17 protein-coding genes are annotated in these 21,082 nt (G+C 65.5%); 11 read left to right on the top strand and 6 right to left on the bottom strand.

Going from position 1 to position 21,082, the window contains the following annotated elements; translation table 11 throughout:
• Positions 1-24 precede the first annotated feature (24 nt).
• Entirely contained in the window at positions 25-918 is an 894-nt protein-coding gene (locus tag NZK81_RS05620) for a LysR substrate-binding domain-containing protein (RefSeq protein ID WP_260044678.1), read from the bottom strand.
• 97 nt (positions 919-1,015) lie between these two features.
• On the opposite strand from NZK81_RS05620, the gene NZK81_RS05615 reads away from it, so the two are divergent.
• Both NZK81_RS05615 and fghA read left to right on the top strand, forming a co-directional pair.
• Entirely contained in the window at positions 1,016-2,128 is a 1,113-nt protein-coding gene (locus NZK81_RS05615) for an S-(hydroxymethyl)glutathione dehydrogenase/class III alcohol dehydrogenase (RefSeq protein ID WP_260044677.1), read from the top strand.
• Positions 2,128-2,961 carry an S-formylglutathione hydrolase gene (gene fghA, locus NZK81_RS05610; protein WP_260044675.1) on the top strand — a complete coding sequence of 278 codons (834 nt, stop codon included), beginning with the start codon at positions 2,128-2,130 and terminating at the stop codon, positions 2,959-2,961. The genes NZK81_RS05615 and fghA overlap by 1 nt, the downstream gene beginning before the upstream one ends.
• 67 nt (positions 2,962-3,028) lie before the next feature.
• On the opposite strand, the gene NZK81_RS05605 is transcribed toward fghA, so the two are convergent.
• Complete coding sequence (locus tag NZK81_RS05605) at positions 3,029-5,413, bottom strand: arylsulfatase (RefSeq protein WP_260044673.1); 2,385 nt, start codon at positions 5,411-5,413, stop codon at positions 3,029-3,031.
• 97 nt (positions 5,414-5,510) lie between these two features.
• Between NZK81_RS05605 and NZK81_RS05600 the strand changes: the two genes are divergently transcribed.
• The 4 genes from NZK81_RS05600 to NZK81_RS05585 all read left to right on the top strand — a co-directional run bounded on the left by NZK81_RS05600 (position 5,511) and on the right by NZK81_RS05585 (position 8,499).
• Entirely contained in the window at positions 5,511-6,389 is an 879-nt protein-coding gene (locus tag NZK81_RS05600; protein WP_260044671.1) for a LysR family transcriptional regulator, read from the top strand.
• Positions 6,390-6,531: 142 nt separating this feature from the next.
• Positions 6,532-7,062 (top strand): nuclear transport factor 2 family protein, encoded by a 531-nt coding sequence (locus NZK81_RS05595; RefSeq protein ID WP_260044669.1) that lies wholly within the window; start codon positions 6,532-6,534, stop codon positions 7,060-7,062.
• A complete protein-coding gene (locus NZK81_RS05590) occupies positions 7,059-7,955 on the top strand; it encodes an SDR family NAD(P)-dependent oxidoreductase (protein WP_260044667.1) in 897 nt (298 codons plus the stop codon). The genes NZK81_RS05595 and NZK81_RS05590 overlap by 4 nt, the downstream gene beginning before the upstream one ends.
• Positions 7,945-8,499 carry a nuclear transport factor 2 family protein gene (locus NZK81_RS05585; protein ID WP_260044665.1) on the top strand — a complete coding sequence of 185 codons (555 nt, stop codon included), beginning with the start codon at positions 7,945-7,947 and terminating at the stop codon, positions 8,497-8,499. The genes NZK81_RS05590 and NZK81_RS05585 overlap by 11 nt, the downstream gene beginning before the upstream one ends.
• A gap of 13 nt (positions 8,500-8,512) precedes the next feature.
• On the opposite strand, the gene NZK81_RS05580 is transcribed toward NZK81_RS05585, so the two are convergent.
• From NZK81_RS05580 to NZK81_RS05570, 3 genes are read right to left on the bottom strand one after another with little or no spacing between them, the layout of a single operon-like run.
• Positions 8,513-9,388: an acyl-CoA thioesterase gene (locus NZK81_RS05580; RefSeq protein WP_260044664.1), complete on the bottom strand. Its 876-nt coding sequence runs from the start codon at positions 9,386-9,388 to the stop codon at positions 8,513-8,515.
• Positions 9,381-9,785 (bottom strand): MerR family transcriptional regulator, encoded by a 405-nt coding sequence (locus NZK81_RS05575; RefSeq protein WP_260044737.1) that lies wholly within the window; start codon positions 9,783-9,785, stop codon positions 9,381-9,383. Before NZK81_RS05575 ends, NZK81_RS05580 begins: the two co-directional genes overlap by 8 nt.
• Positions 9,786-9,832: 47 nt before the next feature.
• Positions 9,833-11,464, bottom strand: coding sequence for a long-chain-fatty-acid--CoA ligase (locus NZK81_RS05570; RefSeq protein ID WP_260044735.1), 1,632 nt, complete (start codon positions 11,462-11,464; stop codon positions 9,833-9,835).
• A gap of 394 nt (positions 11,465-11,858) precedes the next feature.
• Here NZK81_RS05570 and NZK81_RS05565 point away from each other — a divergent pair, with 394 nt between their 5' ends.
• The 5 genes from NZK81_RS05565 (at position 11,859) to NZK81_RS05545 (ending at position 20,302) form a co-directional block, all read left to right on the top strand.
• Entirely contained in the window at positions 11,859-12,995 is a 1,137-nt protein-coding gene (locus tag NZK81_RS05565) for a thiolase family protein (RefSeq protein WP_260044662.1), read from the top strand.
• Positions 12,992-15,316 (top strand): 3-hydroxyacyl-CoA dehydrogenase/enoyl-CoA hydratase family protein, encoded by a 2,325-nt coding sequence (locus NZK81_RS05560; protein ID WP_260044660.1) that lies wholly within the window; start codon positions 12,992-12,994, stop codon positions 15,314-15,316. The genes NZK81_RS05565 and NZK81_RS05560 overlap by 4 nt, the downstream gene beginning before the upstream one ends.
• 177 nt (positions 15,317-15,493) lie before the next feature.
• Entirely contained in the window at positions 15,494-17,311 is a 1,818-nt protein-coding gene (locus NZK81_RS05555) for an acyl-CoA dehydrogenase C-terminal domain-containing protein (protein WP_260044658.1), read from the top strand.
• A 111-nt stretch (positions 17,312-17,422) separates the two neighbouring features.
• Positions 17,423-19,072, top strand: coding sequence for an NAD(P)/FAD-dependent oxidoreductase (locus NZK81_RS05550; protein ID WP_260044656.1), 1,650 nt, complete (start codon positions 17,423-17,425; stop codon positions 19,070-19,072).
• Between the two features lie 57 nt (positions 19,073-19,129).
• The gene (locus NZK81_RS05545) at positions 19,130-20,302 is read left to right on the top strand and encodes a BaiN/RdsA family NAD(P)/FAD-dependent oxidoreductase (RefSeq protein ID WP_260044654.1); all 1,173 of its coding nucleotides are present in this window, start codon (positions 19,130-19,132) and stop codon (positions 20,300-20,302) included.
• Here NZK81_RS05545 and msrA read toward each other — a convergent pair.
• Complete coding sequence (gene msrA / locus NZK81_RS05540; RefSeq protein ID WP_260044652.1) at positions 20,299-20,976, bottom strand: peptide-methionine (S)-S-oxide reductase MsrA; 678 nt, start codon at positions 20,974-20,976, stop codon at positions 20,299-20,301. The genes NZK81_RS05545 and msrA overlap by 4 nt on opposite strands.
• Between the last annotated feature and the right edge of the window lie 106 nt (positions 20,977-21,082).

Here is a 21,082-nt window from a genome sequence, read left to right as displayed (position 1 = left end):
GCAAAGCCGCCGATGCTATCGCCCCTAAACCCTGCCCCCCATCCCCAGCATCCCCGGCAGTTCCTTGCGTAGCACGCTCACCAGCTCCGAGATCTTCGGCTGCAGGTGGCGCCGCTGCGGATAGACGGCCCAGATCGGTTCGTCGGCGGGCTGGATGTCGCTCAGCAGCGCAATCAGCGTACCCTCCGCCAGTGCCTGCCGCACGTAGAAGTCGGGGAGCTGGCACACCCCCATGTCGTCGAGCGTGGCTTCCATTACCGCGCTGCCGCTGTTGCAGCGCCAGCGGCTGTGCGGGCGCCAGGACTGGGCCTTGCCGTCCACCCGGAAATGCCAGGTGCCGGCATTGCCCGCGAGCAGGTCGTGCGCTTCGAGATCGGCCAGCGTGCGCGGCTCGCCTCGCCGCTTGAGATAGGCGGGGCTGGCGCATGTCACCAGCGAGCGGCTGGCGATGCGGGTGCCGATCAGGCGGGAATCGGGCAAGTGGCCGGTGCGCACCGCCATGTCGTAGCCTTCGGCCACGAGGTCGACCACGCGGTTGGTGAGGTCGATGTTGACGTGCAGCCGGGGATAGGCGCGGGCGAAGCGGCGCAGGATCGGGGCGATGAAGCGTTCGCCCATCGCGGTGGAGCAGGTCAGGCGCAACTCGCCTTGCGGCTCGCCTTTCTCGTTGACGAGCGCAAAGGCTTCTTCGCGCTCCATCAGCATGCGCTGGCAATGTTCGAGGAACACCCGGCCGGTGTCAGTCAGCCGTACCGAGCGGGTCGTGCGGAGGAACAGTTGCGCCTGCAGCCGCGCTTCCAGCCGCATGATCGCGCGGCTCATGTGGGTGGTGGAAACCCCCAGTGCCGCAGCCCCGCCGCGAAAGGTGCCGGCGGTGGCGACGGCGGTGAACTCGTCGATCCCGTCCCAGGAGCTCATCGATTATCCCTCGCATGACATAATGAGTTGCGATTTTCCGGCTTTATCACAACAACGGCCCCGCGATAGACAGGCCGCGATAAACAGGAGTTGCCCCATGAAGACCCGCGCCGCCGTAGCCTTCGAAGCCAAGAAGCCGCTGGAGATCGTCGAAGTCGATCTCGAAGGCCCCAAGGAGGGCGAAGTGCTGGTCGAGATCATGGCGACCGGCATCTGCCATACCGATGCCTATACGCTCGACGGGTTCGATTCCGAAGGCATCTTCCCCTCGATCCTCGGCCACGAAGGCGCAGGGATCGTGCGCGAGGTGGGGCCGGGCGTGACCTCGGTGAAGCCCGACGATCACGTGATCCCGCTCTACACCCCCGAATGCCGCCAGTGTAAGTCGTGCCTGTCGGGCAAGACCAACCTGTGCACCGCGATCCGCGCGACGCAGGGGCAGGGCCTGATGCCCGACGGCACCAGCCGTTTCAGCTACAAGGGCCAGACGATCTTCCACTACATGGGCTGCTCGACTTTCTCGAACTTCACCGTGCTGCCCGAGATCGCCGTCGCCAAGATTCGCGAGGACGCGCCGTTCCAGACTTCGTGCTACATCGGCTGCGGCGTCACCACCGGCGTGGGCGCGGTGGTGAACACCGCCAAGGTGCAGGTGGGCGACAATGTGGTTGTGTTCGGCCTCGGCGGCATCGGCCTCAACGTGATCCAGGGCGCGCGCCTTGCCGGGGCCAACAAGATCATCGGCGTTGACATCAACCCCGACCGGGAGGAATGGGGCCGCAAGTTCGGCATGACCGACTTCCTCAACTCCAAGGGCATGAGCCGCGAGGACGTGGTCGCCAAGATCGTGCTGATGACCGACGGCGGCGCGGACTACACTTTCGATGCCACCGGCAATACCGAAGTGATGCGCACCGCGCTGGAAGCCTGCCACCGCGGCTGGGGCACCTCGATCATCATCGGCGTAGCCGAGGCGGGCAAGGAGATCTCCACCCGTCCGTTCCAGCTCGTGACGGGCCGCAACTGGCGCGGCACCGCGTTCGGCGGGGCCAAGGGCCGCACCGACGTGCCCAAGATCGTCGACATGTACATGCAGGGCAAGATCCAGATCGACCCGATGATCACCCACGTCATGGGGCTGGAAGAGATCAACACCGCTTTCGACCTGATGCACGCGGGCAAGTCGATCCGCAGCGTCGTAGTCTTTTGATGGAAACTGTTTCCACCAACCGCAGCCACGGCGGCGTTCAGGGCGTCTACAAGCATCGGAGCAGTGAGACGGGGACGGAGATGACGTTCTCCGTCTTCGTGCCCGATCATGCGGAAGGCGCGAAGCTGCCGGTGCTGTGGTATCTTTCGGGCCTCACCTGCACGCATGCCAACGTCACCGAGAAGGGCGAGTTCCGCGCCGCCTGCGCCGAGCATGGCGTGATCTTCGTGGCGCCGGACACCAGCCCGCGCGGCGACGACGTGCCCGACGACGAGGGCTACGATTTCGGCAAGGGTGCGGGCTTCTATGTCGATGCGACGCAGGAGCCCTGGGCGCAGCATTTCCGCATGCGCTCCTACATCGAGACGGAGCTTCCCGCGCTGATCGCCGCGCATTTCCCCGTCGACATGGAGCGGCAGGGGATCACCGGCCATTCGATGGGCGGCCACGGTGCGTTGACCATCGCGCTACGCAATGCCGGGCGGTTCCGCTCGGTCAGCGCTTTCGCGCCGATCGTCTCGCCACTGGCGTGCCCCTGGGGCGACAAGGCGCTGACCGGCTATATCGGTGCCGATCGGGCCGCCTGGCGTGAATACGATGCCTGCGCGCTGATCGAGGATGGCGCACGTGTGCCCGACCTGCTGGTCGACCAGGGAATGGCGGACGGCTTTCTGGAAGAACAGCTCAGGACGCACCTGTTGTCGGAAGCCTGCGAAAAGGCAGGGCAGCCTGCCACGATCCGCATGCAGGAGGGTTACGACCACTCCTACTACTTCATTTCCACATTCATGGGCGAGCACGTTGCCTGGCATGCGGAGAGGCTGACGCGCTGATTTAAGGAACCGCCTTGTCTTTGCTCTTTCTCTCTGAAGGGGAGAGGACTTGTTCACGTTCAGGCGCTTATGGGTAATCGACGGCGACGTGAGGGATGTTCCCTTCGATGCGGCCATGCGGCGTGCGGTACTGCGTGACCGGAACGCCGAGGTCGTGCCCGATGTCCAGCGTCTCGCCGTTGCCGGCCGGCTGGAAGTAGTTCACCGAAACGTCGAGCCGGGCATATTCCTCTCCGCCCGCGCTGAGAACGATCTGCGCCGGGCCGCCGGGCTTCTGCGTCGCGAACTGCATGGTGAGCGTGCTCGCGCCTTGCGGCAGGGCTTTGTCCGACACGACCTTGAAGGTCTCTTGCGGATCGGTCGACCGCGCCCAGACGAAGGCCGGGTGGCCCTGGTCGAGATAGAGGCTCCAGCCGCCGAACCAGCTTCCCAGCGCCACCACCGCGCCCGATGCCTGCGCGCTGTCGAGTTCGAGGTCGGCCTTGAGCGTGAAGGGCCGGGCCATCAGCGTCGGTCCGCCGACAGCGGGGATCGAGACGTCCTTGCCCCAGAAGTCGTAGTGCTTGCGCGGGTTGGGATGCATTACCGCGATGGCGCGGGCCATGCCGAAGCGGTGGTCGATCGGGAAGACGTTGTTCTTCTCGCCCTCTTCGTGGAACAGGGCCTTCATCGCCTCCAGCCGCTCGGGGTACTTGGCCGAGAGGTCGGTGGACTGCGAGAAGTCCTTGTCGAGGTTGTAGAGCGTCCAGGTGATTTCGGGCTTCAGCCCGCCGGGCGGCACATTGGTCCACGAGGTGCGGCCGTCTTCGCCGCTGAGGAACCAGCCGTCGTGATAGAGGCCCATCTTGCCGCCGATCTCGAAGTACTGCGTGCGCGGCTTGTCGGCCTGGCAACTCTGCAGCGCGGGCAGCAGGCTTGTCCCGTCCATCGGCTTTTGCATGGTGCCCAGTACTTCCTTCGGCGCCGGCAGGCCGGCGGCGTCGAGAATGGTCGGGGTGATGTCGATCAGGTGCGAGAACTCGCCGCAGATCGATCCCGGCCTGGTCACGTGCCCGGCCCAGTTCAGGATCATGCCGTTGCGAATGCCGCCCAGCATGTCGGCATATTGCTTCACCCAGCGAAAGGGCGTGTTCATCGCCCAGGCCCAGCCGACCGAGTAGTTCTCGTAGGTCTCCGGCCCGCCAAGCTTGTCGGTGTTGGCGAGTATCCATTCCTTGCGTTCGGGAATGCGGTCCATCCCGCGCAGCTCGTCGATAGTGCCTTCGGGGCCTGCTTCGCCGCTGGCGCCGTTATCGCCCATGACCACGGCGACCAGCGTGTTGTCGAGCTGGCCCATGCGCTGCAACTCGTCGATCACGCGGCCGAGCTGCGCGTCCTGGAACGCGAGCTGGGCGGCGGCGACTTCCATGGTGCGGGCGTGGAAGACCTTTTCGCGCGGCGAGAGCGTATCCCAGGCCGGGATCTCGGCCGGGCGCGGCGTCAGCCTGGTGCCCTTGGGAATCATCCCCATGGCGAGCTGGCGGCGCCAGGTCTCGACGCGCATCTGGTCCCAGCCCTGATCGAACTTGCCCTTGAAGCGCGCGATCCATTCGGGCGGCACCTGATGCGGTGCGTGCGCCGATCCCGGCGCGAGATAGGCGAGGAAGGGTTTGTCGGGCGCGCCGGCCTTCTGGTTGTGGACCCAGCGGATCAGGTCGTCGGCAAGGCGCTCGTCGAGCATCTTGCCTTTGCCTTCGTCGGGATCGACGCGGGCGATGCCGCGATAGAGCGTGGGCGAATACTGGTCGGTGTCGCCGTTGGGAAAGCCGAAGAAGTAGTCGAAGCCGAGGCCTGTCGGCCAGGCATCGAAGGGCCCGGCCTCGCTGCGCTCTTCGGCGGGCACGTTGTGGTGCTTGCCGAACATCGCGGTGTTGTAGCCGTTGAGCCGCAGGATCTGGGCGATCGTGGCGGTATCGGGCTGCATGCGGCCATTGTAGCCGGGAAAGCCGGAGGACAGGTCGCTCAGCCAGCCTACGCCCGCGTTATGGTGATTGCGCCCGGTCAGCAGCGCGGCGCGGCTGGGCGAGCAGATGCCGGTTGTGTGGAAGCGGTTGAAGCGCTCGCCGGTGCGCGCCAGTCTCTCGAAATTGGGCGTCGGCACCGGGCCGCCGAAGGCGCTCGACATGGCGAAGCCGACATCGTCGGACATGAACAGCAGCACGTTGGGCGCGCCCTGCGGCGCCTGCACCGGGGCGGCGGGAGAGGGCGTCGCGTCGAGCACGTTGTCGGCGATTGTGCCGGTGAACGGTGCGCGCGGGATGGGCAGGACGGTGCGGTCGGCTTGGGCCATGGCAGGCATGCAGGTTCCCAGGGCAAGCCCGGCCAGGACGCACTGCACCCGCCGGAATGTGGAAGCGGTTGTTCCGGAACGACCGGCACGCTCCTGCGTGCGCGAATACCTCTGCAGTGCCATCGGCTACCCTCTTGATACTGTTTGCGCGGAGGATAGGACGGCAAAATGTGATGTCTAATGCATATAAGTGGGAGGCTTTATGCTATAGGTGCATGCTATGGACACCACGCGCCTTCGCCACATCCTCGCCGTTGCCGATACGCTCAGCTTTTCGCGCGCCGCCGAGCAGCAGAATATCACGCAGCCCGCGCTCAGCCGCAGCATTGCCGCCTTCGAAAGCCGGTACGGCGTGCGGCTGTTCGACCGGGGGCGGGGCGGTGTCACGATCACGCCGGCCGGCGCCTTCGTGATCGAGCAAGCGCGCTCGCTCGTCCGCGCGTCGAGCGAGTTCACGCGCAACGTGCGCCGTTACGCAGAAGGCGCGGCGGGGCGGGTCTCGTTCGGCATAGGGCCATTGCTGGCCGGTCTCGTGCTGGCCGATCTCGGCAGCAGCCTGCTGGCCAGGAGCCCCGGGCTGGAAATCAACACGGTGGTCAAGTCGCCCGACAGGCTCGTGGCCGATCTGTTCGAGGACACGGTCGAGATGATCATCGGCAACAGCTGGCAGGTCGCGGAGCTGCATGGCGTCGTCGTCGAGGAGATCGCTTCGCTCGATCTTGCGCCTATCGTGCGCGGGGATCACCCGCTGACCCGGCAGGACAAGGTATTGCCCGCGGACCTGGCGGCCTATCCCGTGGCACGGCCGATCCGGATGACAGGTGGCGCCGTCGATGCCGGCGCGTTCATCTGCGACGATTTCCACGTATTGCGCGATACGGTGGCCGCGACCGACTGTACCTGGATCACCGCGCCCGCGTTCGTCCGCAAGGAGCTTGTCGAGGGGCGTCTGAAGGTCCTCGACGTGGAAGGATTCGCAAGCATGAGAAGCGGGATCGGCATTATCACATTGGCGGGCCGGACGGCGTCCCCCGCTGCCCGCATCGTTGCCCAGCTGACGCGCGAAGCGCTTGGCAGGTGCCTTTCCGAGGGGGGATGAAGGCATCTGTATCGCATCACCGTTGAGGCACGATCATGCGCAGGATTTGTCCGGAATAATCAAGTCACCCGTGCAAGTCCGGGTATATGCGAATGAAAGGGCCGTGCCCCCGACGATGGGCGGACGGGACAGGAGAGCGATAATGGAAGGTGCAATGAAGGCCTTGCTGGACCGCGAGGCGATACGCGATTGCGTCGCCCGCCTGGCGCGCGGCGAAGACCGGCGCAGTGCCGATCTGATCCGGTCATGCTGGTGGCCTGATGCGACATTCGATTACGGCGTCCACGGCGGGGATTTCGAGGCATACCTCGCCTGGGTCGTTCCCGGGGCGGATGCGATCAAGGACACCCAGCACGTGCTGGGGCAGACCTGTATCGAACTTGGCGGCGACAGCGCCAAGGCCGAGACGCATGTGATCTCGTACCACCGTGTCGACATGGGCGAGGGCGATCGCGATACCTGCATCGGCGGCCGCTATCTCGACACTTTCGCCTTCCGCGACGGAGAATGGCGCATTGCCGACCGCGTGATGCTTTACGACTGGGAGCAGGACTGGGGAGATGCGGCTGACTGGTCCAAGGGCGTGATGGGCTATCCCTTCACTGCCGAACATTTCCCGGGCCGCGCCAAGGGTGATTACAGCGAACGCTGGTTTGCAGGAGAAACGAAATGAGCGCGCCGCTGGCAGGAAAGGTCGCGCTGGTCACCGGCGCAAGCCGGGGTATCGGCAAGGGTATCGCACTTGTACTCGCGGAGCAGGGCGCGACGGTCTACGTCACCGGACGCACCGTGAAGGAGGGCGATTACTATCTGCCCGGCACCGTCGGCGGCACCGCGGCGGAATGCGATGAGCGCGGCAAGAAAAGCGGTGGCAAGGGCATCGCGGTGGCCGTCGACCATGGCGATGACGAGGCGGTCGCGCGACTGTTCGAGCAGATCGAGCGCGAGCAGGGCCGGCTCGACATTCTCGTCAACAGCGCGACGCAGCTTTCCGAAGACCTGCTGGAGCCGCAGCCGTTCTGGGAAAAGCCGCTGTCCAACCTCGAGATGTGGGAAGTCGGCGCGCGGTCCTATTACGTGTGCTCGTGGCATGCGGCGAAGATGATGGCGCGGCAGAAGTCCGGTCTGATCGTGATGATCAGCGGCTATACTGGGGTGACTTATACCTACGGCGTCATCTTCAGCGCGACCAAGTGCATCGTCGACCGCATCGCGCGCGACATGGCCATCGAACTCGAACCCTACAACGTCGCCACCGTCTCGCTGTGGCAGGGCCTGACGCTCACCGAAAAGGCCAAGGACAACCTTGCCAAGGTGTCCGACAAGATGACCAATTCGGTCGCGGGCCAGACCGGCAGCTCGGTCGAGCATCCCGGCCGGGTGATCGCCGCGCTGGCCAGCGATCCGGAGATCATGAAGCGTTCGGGCGGCTCGTTCATCACCGCCGAGGTCGCCGGCGACTATGGTGTGGTCGACATCGACGGCAGGCGCATCGAATCCATGCGCGAAAAGCGCGGAGCGCCTCTGTGGAAGCCGATTTGCGAGGTCGACTACCGTGGCAAGTGACCGCGAAGCGCGGCTGGACGCGCTGCTCGACAAGCAGGACATCATGGAATGCCTCGCGCGCTTCTCGCGCGGGATGGACCGGTTCGACCGCGACATCTACCTCTCGGCGTTCTGGCCGGATGGCGAGATGGCGGCGGGTCCTTTCGTGGGCAGCCCCGCCGATTGCTGGGACTGGGCCGTGCCGATGCACGAGGCGGGTCAGGTCCTGACGCATCATGCCCTGCTGCAGACCACCATCGACCTCGACGGCGATGCCGCGCATAGCGAGACCTACTACCAGTTCGTCGGCCGCAACAAGGATGAGAGCCTGTGGATCGCGGGCGGGCGCTACATCGACCGGCTCGAGAAGCGAGACGGCGAGTGGCGCATCGCGCTGCGCACCAATGTCATCGAATGGTGCTGCCTGCCGCCGCCGATGCCGATCCCCTTTGCCGACGTGCCCGACATTGCCGTGAACGGCGTGTCCTCGCGCAGCAAGGAGGACCCCTCCTACCAGCGCCCGCTGGTCAATCGGCGCGCACCGAACAACCCGGCGAAGGCCTAGAAGCGGCCAGCCATCAATCGGGCTCGGTGTTCCGCACCCGGCACAGGCCTTCCTGCGCGACGCTGGCCACGAGCCTGCCGGTGCGGTCGAAGATCGTCCCGCGGGCAAAGCCACGGGCATGGCCCGACCATGGGCTGTCCATCGTATAGAGCAGCCAGTCGTCGACCGGCGGCGTTGCATGGAACCACACCGCGTGGTCGAGGCTCGCCACCTGTAGCCGGGGCGAGAAGAATTCGACCGGGTGGGGGATGACTGCCGTGGTCACCAGCGCGAAGTCGCTGGCATAGGCCAGCACCACGCGCTGCATCGCCGGATCTGCCTCCATGGGCTTCTTGAGGCGGAACCACAGGAACTGGCTGGGCATGCCGGCGCCGTCGAAGCCCCGGGGCGCAGGCGGTCCCGGCCGCATGTCGAAGGCGGCGAGACGTTCCAGTATTGTTGGCGGCACGGCGGTTCCCGCGGCAGCGAGCGTGCCGGTAAAATCGGGGCACTCCTCCGGCGGGAGCAGCTTTGGCATGGCGGCGGCGTGGGCGAAGCCTTCCTCGTGCCGATGGAACGATGCGGCGAGGTTGAGGATCGGTTTGGCGTCCTGCATCGCCACCACGCGCCGGTTGGCGAAGCTGCTGCCGTCGAAATCGGGCAGCACGCGGTAGATGATGGGGCGCGTGGTGTCGCCGGCCCGCAGGAAATAGGCATGGAGCGAGTGGGCATGCCTGCTTTCGCCAATCGAGCGCGCGGCGGCGGATAGCGCCTGCGCCACCACCAGCCCTCCGAACACGCGCCCCGCCGCTTCGGCCGAAGCGGCGCCGCGATAGAGGTCGGTATCGATCTCCTCGATCGTCAGCAGGTCGCGCAAGTCCTCGACGGCGGCGCGGTCCGGATCAGTCATCGTGCTTGTTCTCGTCATCGTTCCGGGCGGTCGCAGCGCCGTCGATCAGGGTAAGCGCCTGTCTCTCGAGCAGCCGCAGTTCCTCAAGCGTCTGGTCGATGGCGCGCTTCTGCTTGCGCAACGCGCTGACACGTTCCCCGATCTTCATCAGAAGCTGGCGAGCCTGTGCGACGTGTTCGGGATCGACGTCGTAGAGATCGAGGAATTCCTTGATCTCGCGGATCGAGAAGCCAAGCCGCTTGCCGCGCAGGATGAGGCGCATCCGTGCGATTTCCCGCCGCGAATAGATGCGCGTCGTGCCCACGCGCTGCGGTGCGATCAGACCCTTGTCCTCGTAGAAGCGCAAGGTGCGCATGGTCACGTCCAGCTGTCTCGCGACTTCCTGAATGCCGAGCATTTTCGGATTGTCCGAGGGGGAGGTCGCAGCGTGGGACCGGGCGTAGGTCACGCCGTGTTGTCCGAATTGCGGCGTGCGGCTTCCTCGTCGGCAAGGTCCTTCTTCGAAAGCTTGCCGACCAGGGTCTTGGGCAGGCTGGCCCGAAACTCGATCGAAGAGGGCATTTCGATCTTGTTCAGCCGCTCGCGCAGGAAGTTCAGCAAGGTTGCTTCGTCGATCTCGCTTCCCTCGTGCAGCGCGACGAAGGCCTTGGGAGTCTGGCCCCGGTAGGGGTCGGGCACGCCGATTACCGCAGCTTCGGCCACCAGCGGGTGTTCGTAGATCGCTTCTTCGATGATGCGCGGATAGACGTTGTAGCCGCCGCACAGGATCACGTCCTTGATCCTGTCGACGAGGAAGAGATAGCCGTCCTCGTCGAGATAGCCGATGTCCCCGGTCCGCAGCGCACCGTAGATGAAGGTGCGCTCCGATTCCTCCGGGCGGTTCCAGTAGCCCTTCATGATCTGCGGGCCGCGCGCGCAGACTTCGCCCTTTTCGCCCGGCTTGCACAAGTGGTTGGGCTCGTTTGGGTCGCGGATTTCCAGCGTCGTGCCGGGGAAGGCAGGGCCGCAGGAATTGTCCTTGACCACGCCTTCGAGCGGATTGCAGGCGATGATCGGGCTGGCTTCGGACAGGCCGTATCCTTCGACCACGCGTATGCCGGATGCCTGCTCGAAGCTCCTGCGCACGTCCAGCGGCAGCGGCGCGCCGCCCGAGATGCACACGCGCACCTCGTCGAACGCGCCCTCCAGGTTCTCGGTGCTCAACGCTGTGTAGAGCGTGGGCACGCCGAAGAACTGCGTGGGTTTGGTGCGCCGGGCCGTGGCGAGAAACGGCTTCATCTCGAAGCGCGGCAGCAGGATCATCTCGGCGGCGGTGTCGACCGAGTAGTTCAGCACCGTCGTCAGGGCGAAGACGTGGAACAGCGGCAAGATGCCCAGCGTGCGCTCCTGCTGCCCGGGCATGTGGCCGACATGCGCAACCATCTGCGCAGAATTGGCCGTGAGGTTGGTATGGCTGAGCATCGCGCCCTTGGGCACGCCGGTGGTGCCGCCGGTATATTGCAGCACGGCCAGGTCGTGCGGGCTTTGCTCGACCGGGTCGGGATCGGCATCGCGCCCGATCAGGTCGGCGAAGCGAACGTAGCGCAGATCGTGCGGTTCGTGCGCGATGTCGCGCCGCTTGAACAGCAGGAAGGCCCGCCGCTTCATGGCTGGCAGGGCATCGGCGAATGGGCACACGATCACGCGGTGCAGCGATCCCCTGCCGATCAGCGGCTCGATCTTGGGCAGGGACAGCACGAGGTCCGAGGTGATGATGACCTCGGCGCCCGAATCCTCGACAAGGTGGGCCATCTCGCGCTCGGTGTAGAGCGGGTTGAAGTTCACCACCACGCCGCCCACGCGCAGCACCGCGAAGTAGCAGATCACGTAATAGGGCGTGTTGGGCAGGCACAGGCCGACGCGCGTGCCCTTTTCGACGCCGAGGTCCTGCAGGCCGCGCGCCGCCTTGCGTACAAGCTCTCCGATCTCGGCATAGCTCCAGCGCCGGCCCATGAAATCGATGGCATTCCAGTCGCCGTGATATTCCACCGCATGGTCGAGCAGGTCAGTCAGCAGGCGCGGTGCGATCGGCGGCATTTCCTCCGGCTGGCCGGAGGAGGCGGACATGGTCGCCGCGGCGCTCACCGGAAGGGTCCCCACATGCCGAGGCAGGGGCGAACTTGCCGATCGCCCGGCGTCGTCCCGTGCTTTGTAGCAAGACTGGAATTTACCGGGACGGGCATGGCAACCGAAGCGCCGCCCGTGCATTTCGATAGTCTCATGTGCGACCTTTCATCCTTCTCGTGCAGGCCCTCTTTTCCGCCCCGGGAATGTCCGCGGGGTGGATCGGGGGATGGGGCTCATGCGAATTTCGTAGCCCAAATTTATCTTGACGTATAGGGAAAGAATTGAACCTATAGGGAATAACCGAGCTCAGGGAGATGGTTGGCCGATGCCTCGGCCCTGCCATGTCCACCGATGGAGAGAATGCATGCAAAGCGTCGTGATCGCGGGTTACGCCCGTTCCCCGTTTCATCTTGCGAACAAAGGCGCGCTGGCGCGGACCCGTCCCGATGACCTGACGGAGCAGGTGATTCGCGGATTGATCGGCAAGACCGGCGTGGACCCGGCGGAAGTGGAAGACCTGATCGTCGGCTGCGCCTTCCCCGAGGGAGAGCAGGGCCTCAATGTCGCGCGGCTGATCGGCCTGCTGGCGGACCTGCCGATTTCGGTGGGCGGCATGACGGTGAACCGCTTCTGCGGCTCGTCGATGAGCGCGATCCACTATGCCATGGGCCAGATCGCTATCGGCGCGGGCGAGGTGTTCATCTGCGCGGGCGTCGAATCGATGAGCCGGGTGCCGATGATGGGCTTCAACCCCATGCCCAACCCGGCGCTGGCGAAGAAAAGCTCGGTCTACATGAGCATGGGTGAGACGGCAGAGAACGTCGCGGCCAAGTACCAGATCGCTCGTGCCGAACAGGAAGCGCTGGCCGTTGAAAGTCAGAAACGCGCCGCCGCCGCGCGCGAGGCGGGCAAGTTTGCCGACGAGATCGTACCGATCGAGACCAAGGGCGGCACGGTCAGCGAGGACGGCACGATCCGCCCCGGCACCACGGCGGAGGATCTGGCTGGGCTCAAGCCTGCGTTTGACGCGAACGGTTCGGTCACGGCGGGCACGTCCTCGCCGCTCACCGACGGCGCGAGCGCGGTGCTCGTCACGACCGAGGACTATGCCCGCAAGCACGGCCTGCCGATCCTCGCCCGGATCAAGGCGGTGAGCATCAGCGGCTGCGCGCCTGAAACGATGGGGCTGGGCCCGATCGTCTCCAGCCAGAAGGCGATGGCGCGCGCGGGCATTACCGCCGCCGATCTCGACGTGGTCGAACTCAACGAGGCCTTCGCCTCGCAGGCTATCGCCTGCATCCGCGACCTCGGCCTCGATACCGCCAAGACCAATATCGATGGCGGCGCGATTGCCCTTGGCCACCCGCTCGGCGCGACGGGTGCGCGCATCGTCGGCAAGGCGGCGGCGCTGCTCAAGCGCGAGGGCGGCAAGTATGCGCTCGCCACCCAGTGCATCGGCGGCGGTCAGGGCATTGCCACCGTGCTGGAGGCGGTGGAATGAGCCAGCCGATCAAGAAAGTCTGCGTGATCGGCGCCGGGACCATGGGTGCCGGGATCGCCGCACAAGTCGCCAATGCCGGGGTGCCGGTGGTCCTGCTCGACATCGTTCCCAAGGACGGCGCAAATCGCAATGCGATTGCCGAAGGCGCCGTGGCGAAGATGCTCAAGACCGAGCCCGCGCCCTTCATGAGCAAGTCCGCCGCGAAGCTGATCGAGACCGGCAATATCGAGGATCACCTGGGCAAGGTCGCCGAGTGCGACTGGGTGATCGAGGCAGTGATCGAGCGGCTCGACATCAAGCAGGGCCTTTACGCCAAGCTGGAAGCGGTGAAGCGCGACGGCACTGCCGTGTCCTCGAACACCTCGACGATCCCGCTCGCCCATCTGGTCGAGGGGCGCTCGGACGCGTTCAAGCGCGATTTTCTCATCACCCACTTCTTCAACCCGCCGCGCTACATGCGCCTGCTGGAGATCGTCACCGGGCCAGACACCGACGCCGGTGTGGCGGCGAAGGTGGAACAGTTCGCCGATGTCGCGATGGGCAAGTCGGTGGTCCATGCCAAGGACACCCCCGGCTTCATCGCCAACCGCATCGGCACGTACTGGATCCAGCTCGGCCTCAATGCGGCCTTCGACATGGGGCTGACGGTGGAGCTGGCCGATGCCATTGCGGGCAAGCCGATGGGTGTTCCCAAGACCGGCATCTTCGGGCTCGTCGACCTCGTCGGCATCGATCTGATGCCGCACCTGCAGGCGAGCCTCACCTCGACGCTGCCCAAGGACGATCCCTACCACGCGATTGCGCGCACCATGCCGCTGATCGAGAAGATGATCGCGGACGGCTACACCGGCCGCAAGGGCAAGGGCGGGTTCTATCGCCTCAACAAGGCCATGGCCCGCCGCAAGGAAGCCATCGATCTGGCGAGCGGCGAATACCGCGAGAAGATCGTGCCGGCCGGGCCGCGCGGCGCTGCGGCCAAGGGCGATCTCAGGGCGCTGGTCGAGACCGGAGGCGAGATCGGGGCCTATGCCTGGGCCGTGCTGGGCGGGACGCTGGCCTATGCCGCCAGCCTCGTACCCTCTGCCGCGGCCGATGTGGTCGCCATCGATGACGCCATGAAGCTGGGCTACAACTGGCAGGCCGGGCCGTTCGAAATGATCGACAAGCTCGGCGCGGCCTATCTGGCCGAGCGGCTCGCCGCCGAAGGTCAGCCGGTGCCCGAAATGCTCAAGCTGGCGGGCGAGCGCACGTTCTATCGCGTCGAGGGCGGCAAGCGCCAGTTCCTCGGCCTTGATGGCGAATATCACGATGTGGTGCGCCCCGAGGGTGTGCTGCGGCTGGCCGACATCAAGCTGGCCGCCAAGCCGGTGCTGAAAAGCGGATCGGCCGCGCTCTGGGACATCGGCGACGGCGTCCTGTGCCTTGAATTCACCGGCAAGATGAATGCGCTCGACGGCGAGGTGATGAAGCTGATCGTCAAGGCCATCCCGCTGGTCTCGGCCCAGTACAAGGCGCTGGTCATCTACACCGATGCCGACAGCTTTTCCGCCGGCGCCAACCTCGGCCTTGCGCTCTTCGCGGTGAACATCGCCGCCTATGGCGAAATCGAAAAGCTCATCGCGGGCGGGCAGATGGCCTACAAGGGCCTGAAATACGCGCCGTTCCCGGTGGTCGGCGCGCCGGCGGGGCTGGCCGTGGGCGGCGGGTGCGAGATCCTGCTCCATTGCGATGCCATCCAGGCCCATGCAGAGCTCTACACCGGCCTTGTCGAATGCGGCGTCGGCCTGATCCCCGGCTGGGGCGGCAACAGCGAAATGCTGGACCGGGCGCGCAAGGCAAAGATGATGCCCCGCGGCCCGATGCCACCGGTCGCCAAGGTGTTCGAGACGGTTTCCACTGCAACCGTTTCCAAATCGGCGGCACAGGCCAAGGAACTGCTGTTCCTGCGCCCCGAAGACGGGATCACCATGAACCGCGACCGTCTGCTCCACGATGCCAAGCAGAAGGCGCTTTCGCTGGTGGAAGGCTACACGCCGCCCGAGCCCCCCGAGTTCACCCTGCCGGGCAAGAGCGGCCACGTCGCGCTCAGCATGGCGGCCGAGGGCTTTCGCAAGCAGGGCAAGGCGACCGAGTACGACATGGTCGTCTCCGATGCCCTCGCCGAAGTGCTGAGCGGCGGCGATGCCGATCCGCAGGACAGCATGACCGAGCAGGAACTGCTCAAGCTGGAGCGCGAGACGTTCATGCGGCTGGTGCGCGAACCGCGCTCGATCGCACGGGTGGAGCACATGCTGGAAACCGGCAAGCCGCTGCGGAATTGATTGGAAAAGGAACACCGGGCACGACAGGCAACGATCTCCTGACCTTCGTCATTGCGAGCGGCGAAGCCGCGCGGCAATCCAGAGCCGGCGCAGGTCGCCGTGGATTGCTTCGCCCTTCAGGCTCGCAATGACGAAAAAGGCGGGAGGCGGCACCGGACGCCCGCGAGGAGAGTGAAAATGCAGGTCTACGAAGCACCCTTGCGCGACATGAAGTTCGTGCTGCACGAGCTTCACGCTGACAAAACCCTGGGCGACGACGGCTTCGGCAATCTCGAGGCGCTGGAGGAATTCACCCCCGATCTCGTCGATGCCGTGCTCGAGGAAGCGGCCAAGGTGGCGCAGGAAGTGCTGCTGCCGCTAAACCGCAGCGGCGACATCGAGGGATGCACGCTGGAAAACGGTGTGGTGCGCACGCCCAAGGGCTTCAAGGAAGCCTATGACCTGTTCCGCGAGGGCGGCTGGTGCGCGCTGGCCTCCGCGCCCGAGTGGGGCGGTCAGGGCTTGCCCGAGCAGGTGAACAAGATGACCGAGGAGATGATCTGCTCGGCCAATCTCTCGTTCAGCCTCTATCCGGGCCTCACCCACGGTGGCACCACCGCGATCGAGGGCTATGCCAGCGAAGAACTCAAGCAGTTCTACCTGCCGAAGATGGTCTCGGGCCAGTGGTCAGGCACGATGTGCCTGACCGAGCCGCATTGCGGCACCGACCTCGGCATGCTGCGCACCAAGGCGGTGCCGCAGGGCGCCGATGAATTTGGGGGCAGTTACAAGATCAGCGGTGCCAAGATCTTCATTTCCGCCGGTGAGCAGGACCTGACCGAGAACATCGTCCACCTCGTCCTTGCGCGGCTGCCCGATGCGCCCAGGGGCGTGAAGGGCATCAGCCTGTTCCTCGTGCCCAAGTACCTGCCGAAAGAGGACGGCACGCCGGGCGAGGCCAATGGCGTTTCGGTCGCCGCGATCGAGCACAAGATGGGACTCAAGGCCTCGGCCACCTGCCAGCTCAACTTTGACGAGTCTGTCGGCTGGCTGGTCGGCACGCCCAACAAGGGCATGGAGGCCATGTTCACAATGATGAACACCGAGCGTGTCTCGGTGGGCGTGCAGGGCCTCGGCGTGGGCGAGGCGGCCTATCAGTCGGCTGTGTGGTACGCCAAGGACCGCCTGCAAGGGCGCTCGCTGTCGGGCGTGAAGAACCCGGACGGTCCGGCCGATCCGATCATCGTCCACCCCGATGTACGCCGCATGCTGATGACCATGCGCGCCTACAACGAAGGCTGCCGCGCGATCTCCGGCTGGGTCAGCCGCGCGCTCGATGCCGAGAAGTTCTCGACCGATCCGGACGTGAAGCAGCGCGCCAGCGACTTCGTGGCGCTGATGACGCCGGTGGTGAAGGCGCTGTTCACGGACCTCGGCTTCGAAAGCGCCAATCTGGCGGTGCAGTGCTACGGCGGCCACGGCTACATCGCCGAAAGCGGTGTGGAGCAATACGTGCGCGATGCCCGGATCGCGATGATCTACGAGGGCACCAATGGCATCCAGGCGCTCGATCTGGTCGGCCGCAAGCTGCCCGCGCACATGGGGCGCTATCTGCGCAGTTTCTTCCATCCCGTCTCGCAGTTCATCGAGGCGCACAAGGAGGACGAGACCTTCGGCAAGATGATCGAGGGGCTGGAAAAGGCCTTCGGCGCGCTCCAGCTCTCGACCGCGACGATTGCCGAAAAGGGCATGAAGGACCCGGAAGAAGCCGCCGCCGCCGCGACCGAGTACACCCGGCTCGTCGGCCTCGTCGCCATGGGCTACTGCTTTGCCAGAGCCGCCCTGATCGCGCGGGCAAGGCTGGCCGAAGGCGCCGAGGACGCGGCTTTCTACAAGGCCAAGATCACCACCGCCCGCTTCTATTTCGATCGCATCCTGCCGCAGGCCACCGCCGCGTTCCTGGCGATCAAGTCGGGCAAGGCCTCGATGATGGAACTGGAGGACGAGGCGTTCTGAGGTGAACCAGAGCCGCATGATATAACTTCGTCATCCGCCTTCGCCGGAATGACGAGAGGTGTGGACTGCAACCCGATAGCGCCCGTCGCATTTCCCCGCTAAAGGCGCGCCATGCTTCGCCTGACCGACCTTGCGCTTTCCCTGGACCACACGCCTGCCGACCTCGAATGGGCGGTGTGCGAGCGGCTGGGGATTGCGGCCGAGGACCTTGAACGGCTCACCATCGCCCGGCGCGGCAACGATGCGCGGCGCAAGACGGCGATCAAGCTGGTCTATTCGCTCGACGTCCTCGTTCGCGACGAGGCCGGGGTGCTGGCGCGCTTTGCCGACGATCCGCACGTGCGGCCGACGCCCGATACCTCGTACAAGTTCGTCACCCACGCACCCGAGGGGTGGGATGGCCAACGTCCTGTGGTCATCGGGGCAGGGCCCTGCGGGCTGCTCGCCGCACTGATTCTCGCGCAGATGGGCTTCAAGCCGATCATCATCGAACGCGGCAAGGCCGTGCGCGAGCGTACCAAGGACACCTGGGGCCTGTGGCGCCGCTCGGTGCTCAACCCGGAAAGCAACGTGCAGTTCGGCGAAGGCGGGGCAGGCACGTTCTCGGACGGCAAGCTCTACAGCCGCATCAAGGATTCGCGCCACCTCGGCCGCAAGGTGCTCACCGAATTCGTGAAGGCCGGCGCGCCGGACGACATCCTGACCGAAGCGCATCCGCACATCGGCACCTTCCGCCTCGTCACCATGGTGATGTCCATGCGCGAGACGATCGAGAAGCTGGGCGGCGAATACCGCTTCCAGACCCGCGTCGAGGACTTCGAGGTCGAAGAGGGCGAGGACGGCACCCGCCGCCTCAAGGGCCTGCACCTGTCCACCGGCGAGTTCCTGCCCGCGAGCCACGTGATCATGGCGGTCGGCCATTCCGCGCGCGATACCTTCCAGGTGCTCTACGACCGGGGCGTGCACATCGAGGCCAAGCCCTTCGCCATCGGCGTGCGCATCGAGCATCCGCAAAGCTGGATCGACAAGGCGCGCTATGGCCTCAATGCGGGCAACAAGATTCTCGGCGCGGCGGCCTATTCGATCAGCCACAAGTGCAGCAACGGCCGGGTGGTCTATTCGTTCTGCATGTGCCCGGGCGGGCGCGTGGTTGCCGCCACCAGCGAGGAAGGCCGCGTCGTCACCAATGGCATGAGCCAGTATTCGCGCGCTGAGTTCAACGCCAATTCGGGGCTGGTGGTCGATATTACCCCGGAGCGCGACTATCCCGGTCATCCGCTGGCGGGCATTGCCTTCCAGCGCAAGTTCGAGGAGTTGGCCTACAAGGCGGGCGGCTCCAACTACAAGGCACCGGGCCAGAAGCTGGGCGATTTTCTAGCGGACAAGCCTTCGGCGGAATTTGGCGAAGTCATGCCAAGCTACCAGCCCGGCGTGCACCTGACCGACCTGAAACAGTGCCTGCCCGATTTCGTGATCGAATCCATCCGCGAGGCATTGCCGGTCTTTGGACGGCAGGTGCCCGGCTACGATCACCCCGACGTGGTGATGACGGGCGTCGAGACGCGCACCTCCTCTCCCGTGCGGATCGCGCGCGGGCGCGACTACCAGAGCCTCAACACGCGCGGCCTCTATCCGGCGGGTGAGGGCGCAGGCTATGCGGGCGGCATCCTGTCCGCCGCCGTCGACGGCATTCGCGTGGCCGAAGCGCTGGCGCTGGAACTGGTTCCGGGCTTCGACAAGCTCAGCCCGAGCGGAGAGTAGGGTGAATCTTCCTTCTCCGCTCGCCCTGAACCTGTCGAAGGGCGAATGGCGCAACGTATGAGCCAATACGACGCCATCATTCTCGGCGCGGGCGCTGCCGGGCTGTTCTGCGCGGCAACCGCAGGGCAGCGGGGCAAGTGCGTGCTGCTGCTCGATCATGCCGATCAGCCGGGCAAGAAGATCCTCATCTCCGGCGGCGGGCGCTGCAATTTCACCAATCTGCACACCGCGCCCGACCGCTATATTTCGAGCAATCCGCATTTCGCAAAGTCGGCGCTCAGCCGCTACACGGCTGCCGATTTCCTCGCTCTCGTCGAAAGCCACGGCATTGCCTGGCACGAAAAGACGCTGGGCCAGCTCTTCTGCGACGGCAGTGCGAAGCAGATCGTCGCCATGCTGCTGGACGAATGCGCCAAAGGCAGCGTCGATCTCCAGTGCGGCGAGGCCATCAGCGCGGTCGAGCATGCCGATGGCCTCTATCGCGTCTCCTATGGTGACCGCACGGTGCAGGCACCGTCTCTGGTGATCGCCACGGGCGGTCCGTCCATTCCGAAGATGGGCGCGACCGGCTTTGCCTATGACCTCGCGCGTCAGTTCGGGTTGAAAGTCGTGCAGCCGCGCCCGGCGCTGGTGCCGCTTACGCTGACGGGCGAGGACGCGCTGTTCCGCGATCTGTCGGGCGTTTCGACCGAAGTCGTCGCCCGTTGTGGCAAGGCGGCGTTTCGAGAGGCTGCGCTGTTCACCCATCGCGGGTTGTCCGGCCCGGCGATCCTGCAGGTCTCCAGCTACTGGCAGCGTGGCGATACGGTGACCACGCAGTTCCTGCCCGACCGGGAGGAAGGCTGGCTCAAGGCAGCGAAGCGTGAACGGCCGAAAACGAGCTTGCGCAAGGTGCTCTCGGAAGCCCTGCCGGACCGTCTCGCCGAAGCCTTGTGCGAACGGCTGGGCCTGTCCGGCGATCTCGGCAACCTGTCCGACAAGGCGCTGGCCGCGGCGGAAGCGAAGCTGGCGCGCTGGTCTTTCGTGCCCAGCGGCTCCGAAGGTTTCGCCAAGGCCGAAGTCACCGCCGGCGGGATCGACACCGCCGGCCTGTCGTCCAAGACGATGGAAGCGCGCAAGGTGCCCGGCCTCTATGCGATCGGCGAGGCGGTGGACGTCACCGGCTGGCTGGGCGGCTACAACTTCCAGTGGGCCTGGGCGAGTGCCCGCGCGGCGGGACTGGCGATCTAGCTCTTGTAGAGGTCTGGATAGGCCTTCCTGAACGCGCTGATCTTCGGCTTGTCGTAGCGGTTGGTATAGCTGTTGTTCGGGTTCTTGTGCATGAAGTCCTGGTGGTAGGTCTCGGCCGGGTAGAACTGGCCGCTTTCCAGCTTTGTGGCGACGGGTTTCTTGAACACTTTCGCCTTTTCGATCCTGGCGATATAGGCCTGCGCGATCTGGCGCTGGGCGGCCGTCTGCGGGAAGATCGCCGAGCGGTAGCTGGGGCCGGTATCGGGGTACTGGCGATTGACCTGCGTGGGGTCGTGCGCGACCGAGAAGTAGATCTTCAGCAGCGTGCCATAGCTGACTTTCGCCGGATCGTAGACGATCCGCACGGCTTCGGCATGGCGGGTCGTTTCCCGGGAAACGCGGGCGTAGGTGGCATTGGCTTTCGTGCCCCCGGCATAGCCTGAAATCACCGATTTCACGCCCTTCACGTGCTCGAACAGGCCTTCCATGCCCCAAAAGCAGCCGCCCGCGAGCACGGCCACCCGATCGCCGCTGGGCTTTGCCTTTTGCTCGGGCGGGGCGGGGAAGTCCGTGCGGGTACTGGGCTGGCTGGCGGAAAGAGCGCCGCTTCCTGCCACCAGCGCGACCGCGCTTGCCGCGCCGAGCATCAGGAGGGGGATCGGGCGAGTGGTCATGGCTGGTTCTCCCATTGTACGCACATGGGTATTCGCGCTGAGCTGCACCAAGGTTACACGCCTCGGGCGGGAGAGTCACCGTCGCGCCCGGACGCCCTTGTCCCGG

The sequence above is a fragment of the Novosphingobium mangrovisedimenti genome, assembly GCF_025153475.1.
Lineage (GTDB): Bacteria > Pseudomonadota > Alphaproteobacteria > Sphingomonadales > Sphingomonadaceae > Novosphingobium > Novosphingobium mangrovi_A.
The sequence above is the reverse complement of the archived record's forward strand: the minus strand, read 5'-3'. Positions and strand labels throughout refer to the sequence as shown.